This is a genomic window from Undibacterium sp. Di27W (assembly GCF_049340345.1).
Taxonomy (GTDB): Bacteria; Pseudomonadota; Gammaproteobacteria; order Burkholderiales; family Burkholderiaceae_D; genus Undibacterium.
Genome location: NZ_JBMPOS010000002.1, coordinates 530,767 through 548,149, shown reverse-complemented (window position 1 = coordinate 548,149; position 17,383 = coordinate 530,767). Strand labels below are relative to the sequence as shown.

Below are 17,383 nucleotides of genomic sequence, written 5' to 3'. Positions count from 1 at the left end.
CGCAAAAATTAATCAATCAGGGCAAATCTATTGGTGCAATGCAAAGAATAAATTTAAACCCAAACCTGTGGATAACTCGGTCAAGCGGGGTTAAAATAGCGGATTAGCGCGGCACCGTTTTATGTCTTTAAGACAACTTACCCAGCGATAGAGGCTTAGGTCTTACTAAATATCGCACCGGTAGAATTTAATTCGGCACCGCGCATTTGCATTTAATAATTAAAGTCATACATGGAAAATTTCTGGCAGGCCTGTTCTTCCCAACTTGAGCAAGAGCTTCCACCACAGCAATATAGCGCCTGGATCAAACCGCTAGTACCGCTTGACTTTGAAAACGGCAAGCTGCGTATCGCTGCGCCTAATCGTTTCAAACTGGACTGGGTCAAGGCCCAGTTTGCCAACCGTATCACCGACCTGGCTAACCAGTACTGGGATGAAGAAGTAGAAGTACAGTTCGTGCTTGATCCACGTGGCAACAGAAAACCTGCTCCAGCAGCGGCAGCGCCACGCCCTCAGGGTTTGAATGCTGACCTCGATGCCCAGGGCAGCGTGCCAGAAATGATGTCCGAACCTGCTGCGCCAGAAGTATCTCCGCGCCGTGAACAAAGCCGTATCAATTCCGACCTGACCTTTGACAGCTTCGTCACCGGTAAGGCCAACCAGCTGGCACGTGCTGCTGCCATCCAGGTGGCAAATAATCCAGGTGTATCGTACAACCCATTATTCCTGTATGGCGGCGTAGGCCTTGGTAAGACGCATTTGATCCACGCTATCGGCAACCAGATCCTGGTTGATAACCCGAACGCCAAGATACGCTACATCCACGCTGAACAATATGTACGCGACGTAGTGACCGCTTACCAGCGCAAGGGCTTTGATGAATTCAAGCGTTATTATCATTCGCTGGATTTGTTGCTGATCGATGATATTCAATTCTTTGGCGGCAAGAGCCGCACCCAGGAAGAATTCTTTTATGCTTTTGAAGCACTGATCGCGGCCAAGAAGCAGATCATCATCACCAGTGATACTTATCCCAAAGAAATCACAGGCATGGATGACCGCCTGATTTCACGCTTTGACTCTGGCCTGACAGTCGCGATTGAACCGCCAGAGCTGGAAATGCGCGTAGCGATTTTGCTCAAGAAAGCCCATTCAGAAGGTGTGAATATTTCAGATGACGTTGCCTTCTTCGTCGCCAAGCATTTGCGCTCGAATGTACGTGAACTCGAAGGTGCATTGCGCAAGATTCTGGCTTACTCACGCTTCCATGGTAAAGAAATCACCATCGACGTGGTCAAGGAAGCCCTGAAGGATTTGCTGTCGGTACAGAACCGCCAGATATCCGTAGAGAACATACAGAAGACCGTCGCCGACTTTTTCAACATCAAAGTCGCAGACATGTATTCGAAAAAACGTCCGGCCAATATCGCCAGACCACGCCAGATTGCGATGTACCTGGCCAAGGAACTCACGCAAAAGAGCCTGCCAGAAATCGGCGAACTCTTCGGCGGCCGCGACCACACCACGGTCTTGCACGCAGTCCGCAAGATCACCGCAGACCGCACCAAAAACCCCGAATGCAACCATGAGCTGCATGTATTAGAGCAAACGCTCAAGGGTTGATGGCCGGGATGTTGTAGGATGTGCAATTGGGATGGTTTTGTGCCCAGTTGCGGGCAGGAAATGTTGTAGGGTGCGCCATGCGCACCATGGCAGTAAAGCCGGACAAGTGCGGTGCGCACGGCGCACCCTACGGTTGGCAAGGGTTTTGCTCTGGAGTCAGCGATATGCGTAAGCAACAAACGCCACGGGTGCGCCAGCCCGGGGGATTCCAGCCTGCGCTGGAATGACGGTTTTGAGAGCGCGACCAGAATTAAAGCAGCAAGCTGTTTAAAGTTACATGAACAGTATTAACGTCATCCCAGCGAAGGCTGGGATCCATCTGCGCAAGAGCCGTTTGCGCAGAACGACAAACAAATTTGTAGGGTGCGCCATGCGCACCAACGTAGCAAAAGCCCTGAAGGTGCGCACGGCGCACCCTACGAGGCAGCAAGCATGACAGTAGCAAATAGATGAAGTAGTAAAAAAAGAAGCAAGGGAGCAAGCTAGCTTACTCCGATCCTTTAAACAAAATAGTGAGGATATTCAAATGCAATTGGTTAAAACCCACCGGGACACCCTGCTCCGGCCTTTGCAAATTGTGAGTGGTATTGTCGAGCGTCGGCATACATTGCCGATTCTGGCCAATATCCTCATTCGCAAAGACGGTGAACAGGTGTCGTTCCTGTCGACAGACATAGAAGTGCAGATCACGACCAAGGCAGCCATAGGTTCTGGTGGCGACAGCATCGCCACGACAGTTGCGGCCCGCAAATTGCTGGATATTTTGCGCGCCCTGCCAGATGACAATGATGTGGTCCTCAAGCTTGAAAACAAAAAGATGAGCGTGCAGTCAGGCAAGTCGCGCTTCTCCCTGCAAACCCTGGCGGCAGAAGAATTCCCTACCGTTGCCCAGGCCGAGCATTTCAATGCCAGCGTCAATCTGCCACAAAAAACCCTGAAGCACCTGTTCAACATGGTGCATTTCTCGATGGCACAACAAGACATTCGCTATTACCTGAATGGCTTACTGCTGGTCGTCGATGGTAAGAACGTCATCGCCGTCGCAACTGATGGTCACCGTCTGGCATTTTGCCAGGTTGAAGTCGAGCAAGAATTCCCGCGTCATGAAGTCATCATCCCGCGCAAGACCATCATAGAGATGCAACGTCTGCTGGAAGATAAAGAAGACCCGGTACAGATCGACATCGCCAACAACCAGGTCAAACTGACTTTTGCCGATATCGAACTGATCTCCAAACTGGTCGAAGGCAAGTTCCCTGACTTTAACCGCGTCATCCCAAAAGGCTATAAAAACAGCTTTACCTTGGGCCGTGAACAATTGCTGCGTTCATTGCAACGTGCCGCGATCATGACGTCGGACAAGTTCAAGGGCGTGCGTTGCGTCATCACTCCTGGCCTCATGCAGATTTTGTCGACCAATGCCGACCAGGAAGAAGCGATAGAAGAAATCGAAATCGACTACGGTGGCGACAGCGTGGACATCGGCTTTAACGTCAGCTATCTGCTCGATGTATTGAATAACCTCAAATGCGACCAGATATCGGTCTCTTTGGGCGATTCCAATTCATCCGCACTGATCACTATCCCCGACAACACCGACTTCAAATATGTCGTCATGCCGATGCGGATATAGTTTTTTTTATGTGCTGAATTGCCGTGAAAGCAGAACGCTAAGTTCACGGCAATCTCTTTACCGTCATTCCAGCGCAGGCTGGAATCCAGCGTCGTTAGTCGTTATGCCTTGATGCATCAACACCCAAGACACTGAATCCCGCCTGTACAGAAATGACAAAGCAGTCCCTGAATATGTTTCACATTGGGCGATTTACACAATTGTCCAAAACAGTTCGTTTTTTTAGAAGGTAGCCATGTCCGATAACACCCAAGACAACACTCCAGCGCAGCCCAATCAATACGGCGCGTCTTCAATCCAGATTCTGGAAGGCCTGGAAGCCGTGCGCAAACGCCCCGGCATGTACATCGGTGACACCTCGGACGGCACCGGTCTGCATCACCTGGTATTTGAAGTGCTGGATAACTCCATTGATGAATCCCTGGCAGGTCACTGTACCGAGATCAATGTCACCATCCATAGCGACAACTCCATCTCCATCACTGACAATGGTCGCGGCATCCCTACCGGCATCAAATGGGATGACAAGCACGACCCCAAACGCAGCGCCGCAGAAATCGTCATGACCGAGCTGCATGCGGGTGGCAAGTTCGATCAAAACTCCTACAAAGTATCCGGCGGTCTGCATGGCGTGGGTGTGTCCTGCGTGAATGGCCTGTCCAAGTTGCTGAAGCTGACTATCCGCCGCGATGGCAAAATGTATGCGATGGAATTTGTCCGTGGCGTACCGCAAAACCGCGAACTCGAAACTGTTGATGGCGTTGTCACATCCCCCATCAAAGTCCTGGGTGACACTGACAAACGCGGTACGGAAGTACACTTCTGGGCTGATGAAGAAATCTTCACCCACGTTGAATTCCATTATGAAATCCTGGCCAAGCGCATACGCGAATTGTCCTTCCTGAATAATGGCGTACGCATCAAACTCAACGACCACCGTACCGGCAAAGAAGAATTGTTTGCGTTCGAAGGCGGCACCCGTGGCTTTGTTGAATACATCAACAAAAACAAAAGCGTGCTCAACCCAACGATTTTCCAGGCCACAGGTGAGCGCCAGTCTGACCAGAACACCACCATCACTGTTGACGTCTCCATGCAATGGAATGATGCCTACAATGAACAGGTATTGTGCTTCACCAATAACATCCCGCAGCGCGACGGTGGCACCCACTTGACCGGCCTGCGCGCCGCGATGACACGCGTCATCAACAAGTATATTGAAGAACACGAATACGCCAAGAAAGCCAAAGTAGAAGTCACTGGCGACGACATGCGCGAAGGCCTGACCTGCGTTTTGTCCGTCAAAGTGCCAGAGCCAAAGTTCAGCTCGCAGACTAAAGACAAACTGGTCTCCAGTGAAGTGCGCGGCCCGGTAGAAGAAATCGTTGCCAAGACCCTGTCTGACTTTTTGCAAGAAAAACCAAACGACGCCAAGATCATTTGCGGCAAAATCGTCGAGGCATCCCGCGCCCGTGAAGCAGCCCGTAAAGCCCGCGAACTGACACGCCGCAAAGGCGTCATGGACGGCCTGGGCCTGTCATCCAAACTGGCCGACTGCCAGGAAAAAGACCCGGCCCTGTGCGAACTGTACATCGTCGAAGGTGACTCTGCGGGCGGATCAGCCAAGCAAGGCCGCGACCGCAAGTTCCAGGCTATCTTGCCACTGCGCGGTAAAGTACTCAACGTAGAAAAAGCCCGCTTTGAAAAAATGCTGTCCAGTGAACAGATCACCACCCTGATCGCCACCCTCGGCACCAGCATAGGCCCGGACGAATTCAATGCCGACAAACTGCGCTACCACCGCATCATCATCATGACCGATGCGGACGTCGACGGCGCCCACATCCGCACCCTGCTGCTGACCCTGTTCTACCGCCAGATGCCACAACTGGTAGAACGCGGCCACATCTACATTGCCCAGCCACCACTCTACAAAGTCAAGGCAGGCCGCGATGAACGTTATCTGAAAGATGATGCAGAAGAAGCCACCTACATGATGACCGTGGCCCTGACCGGCGCATCCCTGACACCAGGCACAGGCGCAGCCCCTATCACTGGCGAAGCCCTGGGCGAACTGGTACGCCAGTACAACCTGGCCAACGCCATCATGATGCGCCTGACCCGCGTCATCGACCGCGCTGCCCTCACCGCCATCATGACTGGCGTCACGCTGAAATTGGATAACGCAGAAAACGCAGAGGCGTCCGCCATCGCCCTGACCGCCGCCATCGGCGACAATGCGGTCAAAGCAGTAGTACGCAGCGACGAACTCTCAGGCGCATTCAGCCTGCGCATAGAACGCCTGTACCACGGCAACATCAAGGTCAGCAGCATCGATGCCGACTTTGTCGATGGTGCCGATTACCAGGTACTGGAAAACGCCGCCACCACCTTCAAGGGCCTGCTCACAGAAGGCGCATTCATCCGCCGCGGCGAAGGCGAAAAAGCCAAGGAAATCGCCGTCCACGACTTCCACCAGGCCATGCTCTGGCTACGCGACGAAGCCGAGCGCGGCGTCAGCAAGCAACGCTATAAAGGTCTGGGCGAAATGAACCCAAGCCAACTCTGGGAAACCACCATGGACCCCACAGTCCGCCGCCTGCTCAAAGTGCAAATCGAAGACGCGATCGCCGCCGACCAGATTTTCACCACACTGATGGGCGACGACGTGGAACCACGCCGGGCGTTTATTGAATCGAATGCGTTGAGGGCGGGGAATATTGACGTTTGATGTTATAGGTAATTCGAAATAAAAAAGGCCCTCCTACTTGGTTGGCCTTTTTTATTCTCTCAAATTTCGTAAATTCATTCTTAATATCTCGCTGTTAAATCATGTCCGTACAAAAAAAACAAATACGAAGCTTAACCGTTATTGATTTATTTTCTGGTGCAGGTGGATTCTCGCTTGCAGCCCTAAATTCAGGCTTGCATGTATTAGCGGCAATAGAGTTCGACAACGCAGCGGCAGAAACTTATCAAAAAAATATAGTTGAGAAGTATTCACCAAATACCAAATTGCTACCTTTCGACATACTTGAAATAAATCCAAAAGATTTTAGAGAAAGCCTTGATTTAGAAAAAGGGCACTTGGATATGTTGATAGGAGGACCGCCGTGCCAAGGATTTTCGACACATCGCATCAATGGTAAAGGTATAGATGATCCACGAAACAAATTACTTCTGAGATACTTTGATTTCGTCAAAGAACTCAAGCCTAAAATATTCCTTGTTGAAAATGTGCCCGGCCTGCTTTGGAAACGGCACGAAAAATATCTCAAGCAATTTAATGAATTAGCGGAAGAAAATGGGTATCAAATTTTTAAACCAATTAAAGTTAATGCGAAAGACTATGGGGTTCCCCAGAATAGAGATCGAGTATTTATTCTTGGTGTGAGTAAATCTATCGATATTAGACATCTAACTTGGCCACCGCATCCAACTCACTTTTCACCAACAGAAGGGGGACAAACGTGGTTAAGTTCATCTGTTGTTTTTGAAAAACCGCCGGAACCGACGTTTAAGAAATTGAAGCAAATTTTAGGTAAAGAAAAAGTAAATTCACTTGTTTTTGGCCAGCCAACATTAGGAATTGACCTTGATCCAAGTGCATTGCACATGACGCATACACAGGATTTACTCGAGCGAATTCAAATTACCCCAATTAACGGGAGCCGAGAAGATATCGCATTCAGACTCCCATGCCATAGCAATGCCTATAAAGGTCATAAAGACGTGTACGGTAGAATAAGATTAGCTCAACCAGGACCGACGATAACTACGGGGTGCTTCAATCCATCCAAAGGACGTTTTCTGCATCCTTGGTTAAACCATGGCATAACTATACGGCATGCAGCAAGGCTTCAAACTTTTCCAGACGACTTCGTTTTTACTAACGGCATCACAAGTCAAGGGAAGCAAGTTGGAAATGCGGTACCAGTGAAACTGGGGGAGCAATTGATTACTACGCTAAGAAATTTTCTAGTAGATAGCAACAAATTGCAAATTAAGTAACTATAACCGTTCTTTTGTTTCCTTGTTTCTTTTATAATTTCCAAACTACCATTTTGAGTTGGAATAGAATGAGGATTAAAAGACAAATATTGAGCTTCATTCAAAAGGTCCTTCAATGAAAACTCAGGCCATCGCATTCAGAGCTCGCGCAAGAACAATAGATCATTTGGGCAAGGGGCAAATTGCCGACTGCCCCACAGCAATAAGCGAACTCTGGAAGAATTCTTTCGATGCGTATGCAAGAGACGTAGCATTGCACTTGTTTGACGGCGACACTAAGTGCGGTTCAATTATTGATAACGGTTGTGGAATGACCTTCCAGCAACTTATTGAAAGTTGGCTGATCGTCGGAACCGAATCAAAAAGCAAAAAAAAATCTCTCGATTCGATAGATAGGTTTGGCTTGCCAATAAGAAGCACGCAAGGAGAAAAAGGGATTGGTCGTCTATCTTGCGCATTTCTCGCACCAGTCACGTTATTGGTAACAAAAAAAATTGATACCCAATTTTCGATTGCGCTTATCGATTGGAGACTTTTTGAAAATACCTACTTGTCACTATCTGACATATCTGTCCCAGTATCTGAAATTGAAGATTTGATTGATCTTCCGAGAAAATTTGAACAACTTCTAAGAGATTTAAAAAGTAATTTATCTCTAAATCCGGTGACATTAGATCAACGGAGAATTCGCCAGGCATGGGAACAATTCGGTGAAGATCAAATAGAAGCGGGGGAAAATTCTGGTCTCAAAGTAGTTACGACTGAACAGAGAATATGTGCCTTTTGTGACTCATTTGATTTTGATCCTAGTATTCTGGATTCATGGGAAATTCTTCTTGATAAGGCCAAAAAATTAGATGGGGCAGCTCACGGGACAGCATTACTCTTACTTGATCTAGATAGAGAACTCGCTTTATGCACTAATCGTGGAAATTTAGATAAAAACAATCATGAAATTATCCAAATTGAAAAGGATTTAGTTGATACCTTAAGAGCGTTCGTGGACCCTTTCAGTCAAGACCTGGAAGAATTTGAATATGAGATCCGAGTCTTCTCAGAAAATAGCCAGCGCCAATTATTAAGACAATCAGATGTCTTTGATCTGAAGGATTTCTTAAATTTGGAGCATGTAGTCCAAGGTGAAATTGACAGCCGAGGCTGGTTCATTGGAAAAATTAAAGCCTTTGGTATTGATCGCGGAGAGTTTAAATTTTCACCCTCCATTGAGTTAGATAGGAATGGAACAAAGGTTGGTCCATTCAAACTAAGTATCGGAACTTTTGAACAAGAATTAGACAAAACAAGCCACTCAGAAAATATACATGCAAATCTGATCGAGCAAACTGATAAACAAATCACAGGGTTGATGATTTATCGCGATGGTTTGCGCGTTCTTCCCTATGGTCGAGTCGACAATGATTTCTTTGAGATTGAAGAAAGACGCAGTAAAAGTGCAGGACGCTACTATTGGTCGAAACGACGCATTTTTGGACAAGTGTTAATTACTCAAAACGAAAATAGTCAGTTGAAAGACAAAGCAGGCAGAGAAGGATTCATAAAAAATCAGGCTGCTCGTGAACTTAAGGCTTTGGTCTCAGAGATATTAGTTCAATTGGCCGATAGATTTTTTGGCGCAAGATCTGACGATCGACAGAAAATGCTTGAGATAGTTAAAATAGAACGTGAATCTCGCAAAGCCGCACAAACACAAGCCAGAAAACAATCTCAAAAACAATTTCTTTTAGAACTCAAAAGATTAGAACCTGAACTAACATTTCAGTTAAACGCTATTCGGAACTTGAGAAAAAAAATTGAAAATTTGCAAGGTATAGAAAATTCTACTCTTGCTGAAATTGATGACAATTTTCGACAGTTTGAATCAAATCGTACGATGTTGAAAACTCCTGTAAAGCCTCCCAAAATTGGCGATAATGAAAATCGTTATAGATTGTATAGGGATATGTATAGTGAATATACTGCTCATATTCTCGACTTAAAAAATAAGTTAAATAAATTCGAATCTCAGCTCTACAAACAATCCCCTTTGCAATCAGCAAAAAAACATTTTGACCGAAATCAGTCTTTGCTTAACGCACAGATAAATAAGGCCGAATCAAAAATTGAGAGCAAATTATCTTCCTTAAAAAATGCTTGGGGAGATGAAGCTCGCCAAAATAGAAGCGAGTACTACAAATTTTGCATTCAGTACGTTGAGAATGTTCAAAATGGATTTAGTCTAGAAGACGCTCTCAATAATTTAGATGCGACATACAATAGTTTTGCCGATACTTTTAGTGTCAAGTACGATTCAATGCTCCGTGCACTTGAAAGATTAGAAGAAGGCGTCAATCTAGACGCTGCTTTTTCAATGGCAGAAGAGGAAAAAGCATACTTTGAAGACAAGGCAAAGAGCTTGCAGGCGCTAGCGCAACTTGGGATAAGTGTAGAAATACTTGCGCATGAATTAGAAGAGCTCGATGGCATGGTGACGGCAGGCTTAAACTCTTTGCCGAAAGACATAAAAGAAACTCATCCTGGATACAGAACAGCTTATAACGCACATAAGTCACTAACTCAGCAAATCCGGTTCTTGTCGCCATTGAAATTGTCTGGCTACCAAATTCGAACAGTAATCACAGGCAAAGAAATTCAACGGCAAATAGAAATGTTCTTCAAAGACCGCTTCAGTCGGCAGAGAGTCGAAATGCGATTTGAAGATACATTCTTGCGAATGTCCATCAAAGATTTACCTTCGCGCATCTACCCAGTTTTTGTTAATCTAATTAACAATGCCTTGTATTGGGTTTGTCTCTCCGAATATCGTCTCATCAAAATTGACGTGGTAGAAAATGAGGTAGTAATCGCAAATTCAGGCCCCCCCGTCGATGAAGATGATATTCCTCGACTATTTGAACTTTTTTATAGCAGGAGATCGAATGGGCATGGTGTCGGTCTATATCTTTGCAAAGAAAATTTAGCTGTGGCACATCATAAAATTCGATATGGCGCTCGTGATGATATCCAACTTATTGAAGACGGTGCAAATTTCATCATCACTTTTAATGGTATGGAGATTGAGTAATGTCTGAAGTTCTATATAAAGATTTAGTAACCAAAACATTTAGAGATGAATCTATTCGCTCAGTAATAATGATCGATGATGATTTTTTGCCTTACGATGAACTTTGCTTACAAACCATTCCTTTTGCAGATTTGCCTGAACCAAAAAAAATTGGTACGGCAAAAGCAGCTGCTATCCATAAATTTTTTCAATCAAAAAAAATTACCTGTGATATTGATAAAGGCGCTGACAATATTGATATTGAAAAAATTAGAAAATGCGATCTTGTAATTCTTGACTATCACTTAGAACAAAATGACCCCAAAAAATCTATTAATATAATTAAGGGATTGAGCGAAACAGATCACATGAATCTGGTAGTCGTTTACACGAGAGAACCTTTAGAAAGAGTATGGCTAGAGATTGCTTCATCAATATACGGCAGTGCAAATATTGAAGATACACTGGGTGTAAATAAAACTGCAACAGAGTATTGGGATAATAATACAGACTCAGGAGCATCCATCCCAGAGGAATGGAAATCCAAAATTACGTATGCAGATTTAGAAGAATATGCAATTACTGGGAAAGCAACGAAATCGACAATTAAGTGGTTTTGTCAGAATACCATTGCGAATATAGGCTCACTCATTAGCGATATTGTTTGCTCTCATGCTTTCAGTCAATTTAATATTCTAAATTCGCAACAAAGCCACATCAAAATTTCCGGAAAAAACAGTGAAATTAAATGGATCCATTTTGGTAATGTCTTTGTAGTGCTTACAAATAAATCGGCCGAAAATGGACAAGACGATCCTCTACTTATATGGAACGAAATAAGTAAGGCGCTAGTTGATTGGGCACCGACATATTATCAGTTGCTAATTTCAGAGATGCAGAATCGCCTTGAGAATGAACCAATTTCTTTTTCAAGAAATTTGTCCCATGATCCCGAGGGACAGGCAGGTTGGCTGCATCAAATACTGTCTTCAGAGACTGGGCCAAATCGTGGCGCGGTTATTGATCAATTATTTAGCTATTTAACGGATGAGCTTGAACAAAAACTTCTTTCGGATAGAAAAATGGCTGAGGTATTAACGTCAGTTTTTGATTCACTACTCAAAGAATTTTTAGCGCAAGAAGTGCCGCAAAAAGTGGATTTATTAACTTATTGTGCAAAACATGTGAACCTCAATATCCCTGTCGAAAAACATAAAGAATATATCGGGCACGCTCTAAATTACACTCTTTGCTCGACAGAGTTTGACAACGGGTACGTTACAAGCGGGACAATTCTTCTGGGCTCAAATTCAAATGATGCTTATTTGTGTGTCGCGCCTGCATGTGAAACTGTCCCCATGCAACACACTGGTCACTTAACGCAGAAGCTAAAACCACATCGACTAATGAAGGTATTACATCTCACAAAAACTGAACTCCGTGCGGCTTTGCAGAGTGCGACAAACAGTAATTGCATATTTTTGAAGACTCAGAATGGTCAACGATATGCTTATTCGGTTGTAAATACTAATGGCCATCCTACGATCGACTATCTACTTGTAAAAAACCATGACACGTCGACAAGAGCTCAATGTGTAAACGGAATAAGTGTTTCTTTCATTAGTACTGATTCTGAAACGAAATTAACTCCTGAAGAGAAAATGCTTCACCCTATAGCGCAACTTAGAGATATCTACACAGCTAGATTTCAGGCACTTGCGAGTCACCATATCGGACGTGTCGGAGTTGATTTTATAAATTTTAAATAGCTATTTTAGGAGATCTAGCGGTATTGGTTAAACAAAGACGCGTTTTAACAAAATGCTTAAATTCGTGTCGTACTTATTAATACCAAATGACGATTGCTTTAAGGGGCTCTCCCGAACCAATTGCAAGTTGCTCATCGTTGCCGCGCAAAAAACTCCCAAATCATTTCCGCCCCATTCGGCGCCATAGGTGACGGCCCTAGCAAGCGTGCACGTCGATAGTAGGGTTGCGGCAGGCCATGTCCACCGCCGTGTATGGTGACGAGTTCTACTTCGGTTCTGGGGTCTTGCCTCCAGCTTATGCGTTCCACATCGATACCTGATATTGCGCTGGTTTGCACTGTGGGTGTGGCGGTGATCTTATTCAAGTCTGCAAAATATTGTGCCGATGCGCGGACATTGAGTACGTCGCCGCATTTGTAGAACAGGCCTAGCAGGTTCACTTCGCCGCCGTTGTATGGTACTAGCGGGTCTTTGGTGCCGTTCATGATCATGACTGAGGTTCCGCCTGTGCCTGCGGGTTTGCAGCGGAAGTTTTGGGGGACATGTACGCTGGCGGATACTGCGGCCACGGCGCGGAAGCGGGCTGGGGATTCCAGGGCCAGGCGTAATGACATGAAGCCGCCTGCCGATACGCCGGTGGCGAATACGCGGGTCTTGTCTGTGCCGAGGTCGGTGATGAGTTTATCGGTCAGGGTGTCGAGAAAGCCGACGTCATCGATGTCGCGGCCATTGACCTGGTAGTCGCCGACTTTGCCGCAATCGTTCCAGTCAAAGCTGTAGGAGTCGGGGTAGGCGATGGCGAAGCCGTGCTGGTCGGCGAGGCGTTCGAAGCCGTAGCCGGTTTCTACGCGTATGTCTTCTGCGCTTTGGCCTGAGCCGTGCATGACCAGCACCAGCGGTGCGCCTTTAGGCAGGTCGTGTGGAACATAGCTCACGTAGGTGCGTTTGATGCCACCTGCTTGTATGCTGCCTTTTTGCACAACGCCAGACAAGGCGGGGCGAATGGGTGTTGGGGAATAGATGAAGTAAGCGAACAATGCGCCGCACAGCGCGATGAGGACAAGCAGGCCCAACAAGCCCCAGGCAAACCAGCGTAGTACTCGTTTCATCTTGCACCTGCTGTGGCTGAATGCGTGGATGGATGTGTGGATGGAAGCGCGATAGTAATAAGCGAGTAAAGCGCCCACGGCATATACAGGCGAGACGATGACACATGGTGCATTTGCTTGACTCCTAATGGCCGCAGGGTGACGCAGCTAAACAAAGTGAGACTGCGCGCTGATTTGATGCTACTGATTGTGCAGATGATGTTGATTGTGCTAGCCATGCACTTAGTCAGCTATTCAACTTCGCGCAGTATTTTTTCTACCGTCACGAGTCTGCCCTGTATCTCTGCCAGGGCTGCAGTTGTCGTAGCCAGCGCTGCCACTGTCTCGGCCTGGCTTGCGGCTGCCTGGGTTGCGAGCGCACGATAGGCTTCGTCCTGCCCCAGGCGCACTCGCGCCTGCAAAACCTCGGAGACATATTTCATGAAAAAGATGATGACTGCCGCAGCAGCAGGGAAGAAGAACGCGGCAAAAAATGCATTTTGAGACATGGTGACCTCTATGATTCTGGATTGTTGTTCAGGGAAGCCACCGCCGCGGCAATGCTGCGTGGCGAGAGCGTAATGGCGAAACTGGATACTTCAAAATAATTGAGGGCTTTGCCATCATGCGACAGTTCCAGCTGGCTGGTGACCAGACCTGCAGCCTCCAGCTTTTGCAGGTGCAGATGCAGCAAGGGGCGGCTGATGCCTACCTCGCGGGCGAGCTGGCTGATGTAGTTGCGACCCTGCGTCTCAAGTATTGCAATGATGCGCAAGCGATGCGGGTTGGCCAGCGCCGCCAGCACTTCCAGCAATTGCTCACCTGTGATTGCATGATTTTTTAATTCTTTCATGTGTCAACAATATCTTACACGTGTCACGATGTAAACCAATTTTTGTATTAATTTTCAGATGGAGCTTATCTGGTAAAGGGAGCTGTGCTGCTGTGGCGGAGATCAGAACTGCTCTGAAAAAGAGGAAGGTTTGACGATAGAGCAGATAAACCCAGCCTAAGCTGGCTACTGGTAAATGTCTGTTTTTTTATACAAATACTATTTCGCCCGCACTTAGCTTGCCCAAGACCAACAGACTGCCAGCATAATACCCACTGACAAATTACCCACTGAGTAATTACCCACTTACTAATGGCGGATGAGCTTATCTCCGCGACCTTATCCCGGGAGATAGCTCGTTGAAGCAAACTAGAGTGTTGATAGCAGGCGCAGGTATTGCAGGTTTGACGGCGGCGCATGAACTGGCCGAACGTGGTTATCTGGTGACGGTGGTAGAGGCGCTGGCTGTGCCGGGCGGTAAGTCGCGCAGTATTCCAGTTGAGGGTTCAGCCGTTGCTGGTCAGCAGGAGTTGCCGGGTGAGCATGGCTTTCGTTTCTTCCCCGGTTTTTACCGGCATATCCCTGACACCATGGCGCGCATACCCTGCGTGCTGGCGGATGGTTCTTATGGCAGTGTGGCAGACAACCTGGCGCATACTTCGCGCACGCTGGCGCTGTCCAAGAAGGGGCGCTGGGAAGTGCCCAACCAGTTGCGCTCATCGTCGCGTGATGCGGCGTCGCTACTGTCTTTTCTCTACGATCTGTTTGTGGGCAGCGGTGTTGACGTGCCGCGTGAAGACATGCTGCATTATGTGCGCTGCGTATTCACCATGTTGACCAGTTCTGATGAGCGGCGCTTTGGCGAATTTGAAAATATCTCAGCCTGGGATTATTTCCAGGCACCTTCACGTTCTGAGGCTTACCAGAAATATGTCATCAATGCAGTGACACGCACCCTGGTGGCTTGCCGTGCGGCCGATATGAGCGCACGCTCCAACGTGGTCGTGGGCATACAACTGCTTAGTGATATCTACCGCAGTTGTGCCGACCGTGTACTGAATGGCCCGACCAGTGAAGTGTGGATAACGCCGTGGGTCACGCATCTGCAACATCTGGGCGTGGAATTTATCCAGGGTGTGTCTGTAGAAAATGTACTGTGGGATGGTGAATCTGTACGTGCGCTGCAACTCAGTGATGGCACAGAACTGACAGCCGACCACTTCATCCTGGCACTACCGCTGGAAGCCTTGCAGGCCATCAGCAATGACGACATGCTGGCGAGAGCACCCAGCCTCGCCAGGCTGGATGAACTCAAGACCGAGTGGATGAATGGCATCCTGTTCTATCTGGGCCAGGATATAGAACTCAATCACGGGCACACGATATTTCTGGATGCGCCGTGGGCATTAACCTCGCTGTGCCAACAACGCTTTTGGCCACGCGGGCTTGCGCAATATGGCGATGGCACCGTACGCGGCATACTGAGTGTCTGCATCTCTGATTTTGATGCACCGGGTGACTACATACGCAAACCTGCAAAGGATTGCACACCCGCAGAAATACAGGAAGAAGTCTGGCAACAAATCCTGGCCCACCTTGCACCGGCAGACCGCGCAGAGCTCGAAGCTGCTGGCGTGATCGCCTGCTCGATAGACCCGTCATTGCGCTGGACAGAACAGGGCATGCAAAACGATGCGCCGCTGTTCGTCAATACTGCTGGTTCATGGGCGGCGCGGCCTGAGGTAGATATAGGCATCATCAATCTGTTTGTCGCTGGCGATTTTGTGCGAACAACGACCGACGTGGCGACCATGGAAAGCGCGAATGAATCTGCCCGCCACGTTGTTAACCGCATACTTGATCTGACTGCATCCAGTGCCGCACGCTGCCAGCTATTCCCGCTGGAAGAACCCGTGGCGCTGACACCACTGAAGGTCATAGACAGGCTACGCTTTGAAGCAGGCTTGCCACACCTGCTGGACCTGGTGCCGGTATTCTCAGGCGAAACCATCGCCTGGCTGGGTGGCATGACCAGCCGCGTTGCCGAATATTCTGTCAAGGCGGGCGATATCGTGCGCCAGCTGGGCTGGGACCAGCGCTTGCCTGAATTTGAATCCAAAGCCATGCGCTTTATCAACAACCTCAGCAGAGGCGTGGCACCGGTATCCAAATGGGCCAGCACTAAGCCTGACTCAAAATCAGGCACAGCAGAAGCACAGACTAATACGTCCGGCGTCAACACGCTCATCAACGATGTCGTCGGTTCCATCAATGACAAGGCACTGGCGGACGATCTCGACAAATTGCGTGCGCGTTTAATCAGCGCGCTGGACCAGACCGATAAACACTTCAGAGAATACGGTGCCAGCCACCAGCGCCATCTTATCGATGGCGTGCTGGCAGATTCACTATTCCAGTCCGGCAAGCGCCTGCGCGCAAGCTGCGCCCTGCTGTGCTCCATGCTGATGCGGCGCTTCTTGTCAGAAGAAGCGGTGCAGGTCGCCATCATCACTGAATCGATACACGCCGCCACCCTGCTGCACGATGACATTATCGATGAAGCCGACCAGCGACGCGGCCACCCCACTGCCTGGAAAAAATATGGCGTCGGTGCCGGTGTACTGGCAGGCAATCTGCTGGTCTCACGCGCCGTGCGCTCACTGTACCGCATAGGCTATAACGGTCTCGCAGACGACTTGTTTGAAGTCATAGAATCCATGATCGCCGCCGAATCCGACCAGCTATCAGGCCGCCGCAACCTGGAAGCCTGCGAACAAGATTACCTGCGCATCATCGACGGCAAAACCGCCGGCCTATTCGCCTGGTCCTGCCGCGCCGGTGCCACCGTAGGCGGCTGCAACGCCGCCACAGTCACCGCCACCGCCAATTTTGGCCGCCACATGGGCCTGGCCTTCCAGCTCATCGACGACATCATCGACCTCGCCCCGGATACCAACGACACCGGCAAAACCCGCTACACCGACCTCAGCACCGGCCTGCTAACCTACCCCTTGCTACTGGCACGACAACGCGACCCGCAAGGCTTTGATGTGCTGGCTGCGAATGGTTTTGCAGATGCAACCGAAGTCAGTGCATGGCTGGTCGCCAATGAGGCGCTGGAGGATACGCGGGCTGAGGCTGCGAGGCAGATCGCAATGGGGGTAGAGGCTTTGCTGCCAGTACGGCATTCTGCGGCGAAGGCGACTTTGATTGAGTTGGCGCGGGCTTCTAGTAGGCGGTTGAGGTAAAGAATATTACTTCCCGCCAATGTGTTTAGATAGAAAAATTAACTAAGAACAACACTATCTCCAGTGTGAAATTATGGTGTTCAACTGCAATCAAATTTTTATTGGTTGAAATATTCGT

Annotated in this window: 10 protein-coding genes; 7 read left to right on the top strand and 3 right to left on the bottom strand. The window is 48.3% G+C overall.

Annotated elements, in window-relative coordinates; all coding sequences use genetic code 11:
* Positions 1-231: 231 nt before the first annotated feature.
* The 6 genes from dnaA (at position 232) to ACO0LF_RS07080 (ending at position 12,097) form a co-directional block, all read left to right on the top strand.
* On the top strand, positions 232-1,623 hold the full coding sequence (gene dnaA, locus ACO0LF_RS07105; protein ID WP_423007985.1) for a chromosomal replication initiator protein DnaA: 1,392 nt from the start codon (positions 232-234) through the stop codon (positions 1,621-1,623).
* A 526-nt stretch (positions 1,624-2,149) separates the two neighbouring features.
* Positions 2,150-3,256, top strand: a complete 1,107-nt coding sequence (dnaN, locus tag ACO0LF_RS07100; RefSeq protein ID WP_110254682.1) for a DNA polymerase III subunit beta — start codon at positions 2,150-2,152, stop codon at positions 3,254-3,256.
* 235 nt (positions 3,257-3,491) lie between these two features.
* Positions 3,492-5,987, top strand: a complete 2,496-nt coding sequence (gene gyrB, locus ACO0LF_RS07095) for a DNA topoisomerase (ATP-hydrolyzing) subunit B (RefSeq protein WP_423013282.1) — start codon at positions 3,492-3,494, stop codon at positions 5,985-5,987.
* 101 nt (positions 5,988-6,088) lie between these two features.
* Complete coding sequence (locus tag ACO0LF_RS07090; RefSeq protein WP_423013280.1) at positions 6,089-7,267, top strand: DNA cytosine methyltransferase; 1,179 nt, start codon at positions 6,089-6,091, stop codon at positions 7,265-7,267.
* A 115-nt stretch (positions 7,268-7,382) separates the two neighbouring features.
* Positions 7,383-10,349: an ATP-binding protein gene (locus ACO0LF_RS07085; RefSeq protein ID WP_423013278.1), complete on the top strand. Its 2,967-nt coding sequence runs from the start codon at positions 7,383-7,385 to the stop codon at positions 10,347-10,349.
* Positions 10,349-12,097, top strand: coding sequence for a response regulator receiver domain (locus tag ACO0LF_RS07080; protein WP_423013276.1), 1,749 nt, complete (start codon positions 10,349-10,351; stop codon positions 12,095-12,097). The genes ACO0LF_RS07085 and ACO0LF_RS07080 overlap by 1 nt, the downstream gene beginning before the upstream one ends.
* Before the next feature lie 131 nt (positions 12,098-12,228).
* Here the strand turns inward: ACO0LF_RS07080 and ACO0LF_RS07075 are convergent, their stop codons facing one another.
* The 3 genes from ACO0LF_RS07075 to ACO0LF_RS07065 all read right to left on the bottom strand — a co-directional run bounded on the left by ACO0LF_RS07075 (position 12,229) and on the right by ACO0LF_RS07065 (position 14,038).
* The gene (locus tag ACO0LF_RS07075; protein WP_423013274.1) at positions 12,229-13,206 is read right to left on the bottom strand and encodes an alpha/beta hydrolase family esterase; all 978 of its coding nucleotides are present in this window, start codon (positions 13,204-13,206) and stop codon (positions 12,229-12,231) included.
* Between the two features lie 230 nt (positions 13,207-13,436).
* The gene (locus ACO0LF_RS07070) at positions 13,437-13,694 is read right to left on the bottom strand and encodes a hypothetical protein (protein WP_423013272.1); all 258 of its coding nucleotides are present in this window, start codon (positions 13,692-13,694) and stop codon (positions 13,437-13,439) included.
* Between the two features lie 8 nt (positions 13,695-13,702).
* Complete coding sequence (locus ACO0LF_RS07065) at positions 13,703-14,038, bottom strand: ArsR/SmtB family transcription factor (RefSeq protein ID WP_423013270.1); 336 nt, start codon at positions 14,036-14,038, stop codon at positions 13,703-13,705.
* A gap of 338 nt (positions 14,039-14,376) precedes the next feature.
* Here ACO0LF_RS07065 and ACO0LF_RS07060 point away from each other — a divergent pair, with 338 nt between their 5' ends.
* Positions 14,377-17,265, top strand: coding sequence for a polyprenyl synthetase family protein (locus ACO0LF_RS07060; protein ID WP_423013268.1), 2,889 nt, complete (start codon positions 14,377-14,379; stop codon positions 17,263-17,265).
* The last annotated feature ends 118 nt before the right edge of the window (positions 17,266-17,383 follow it).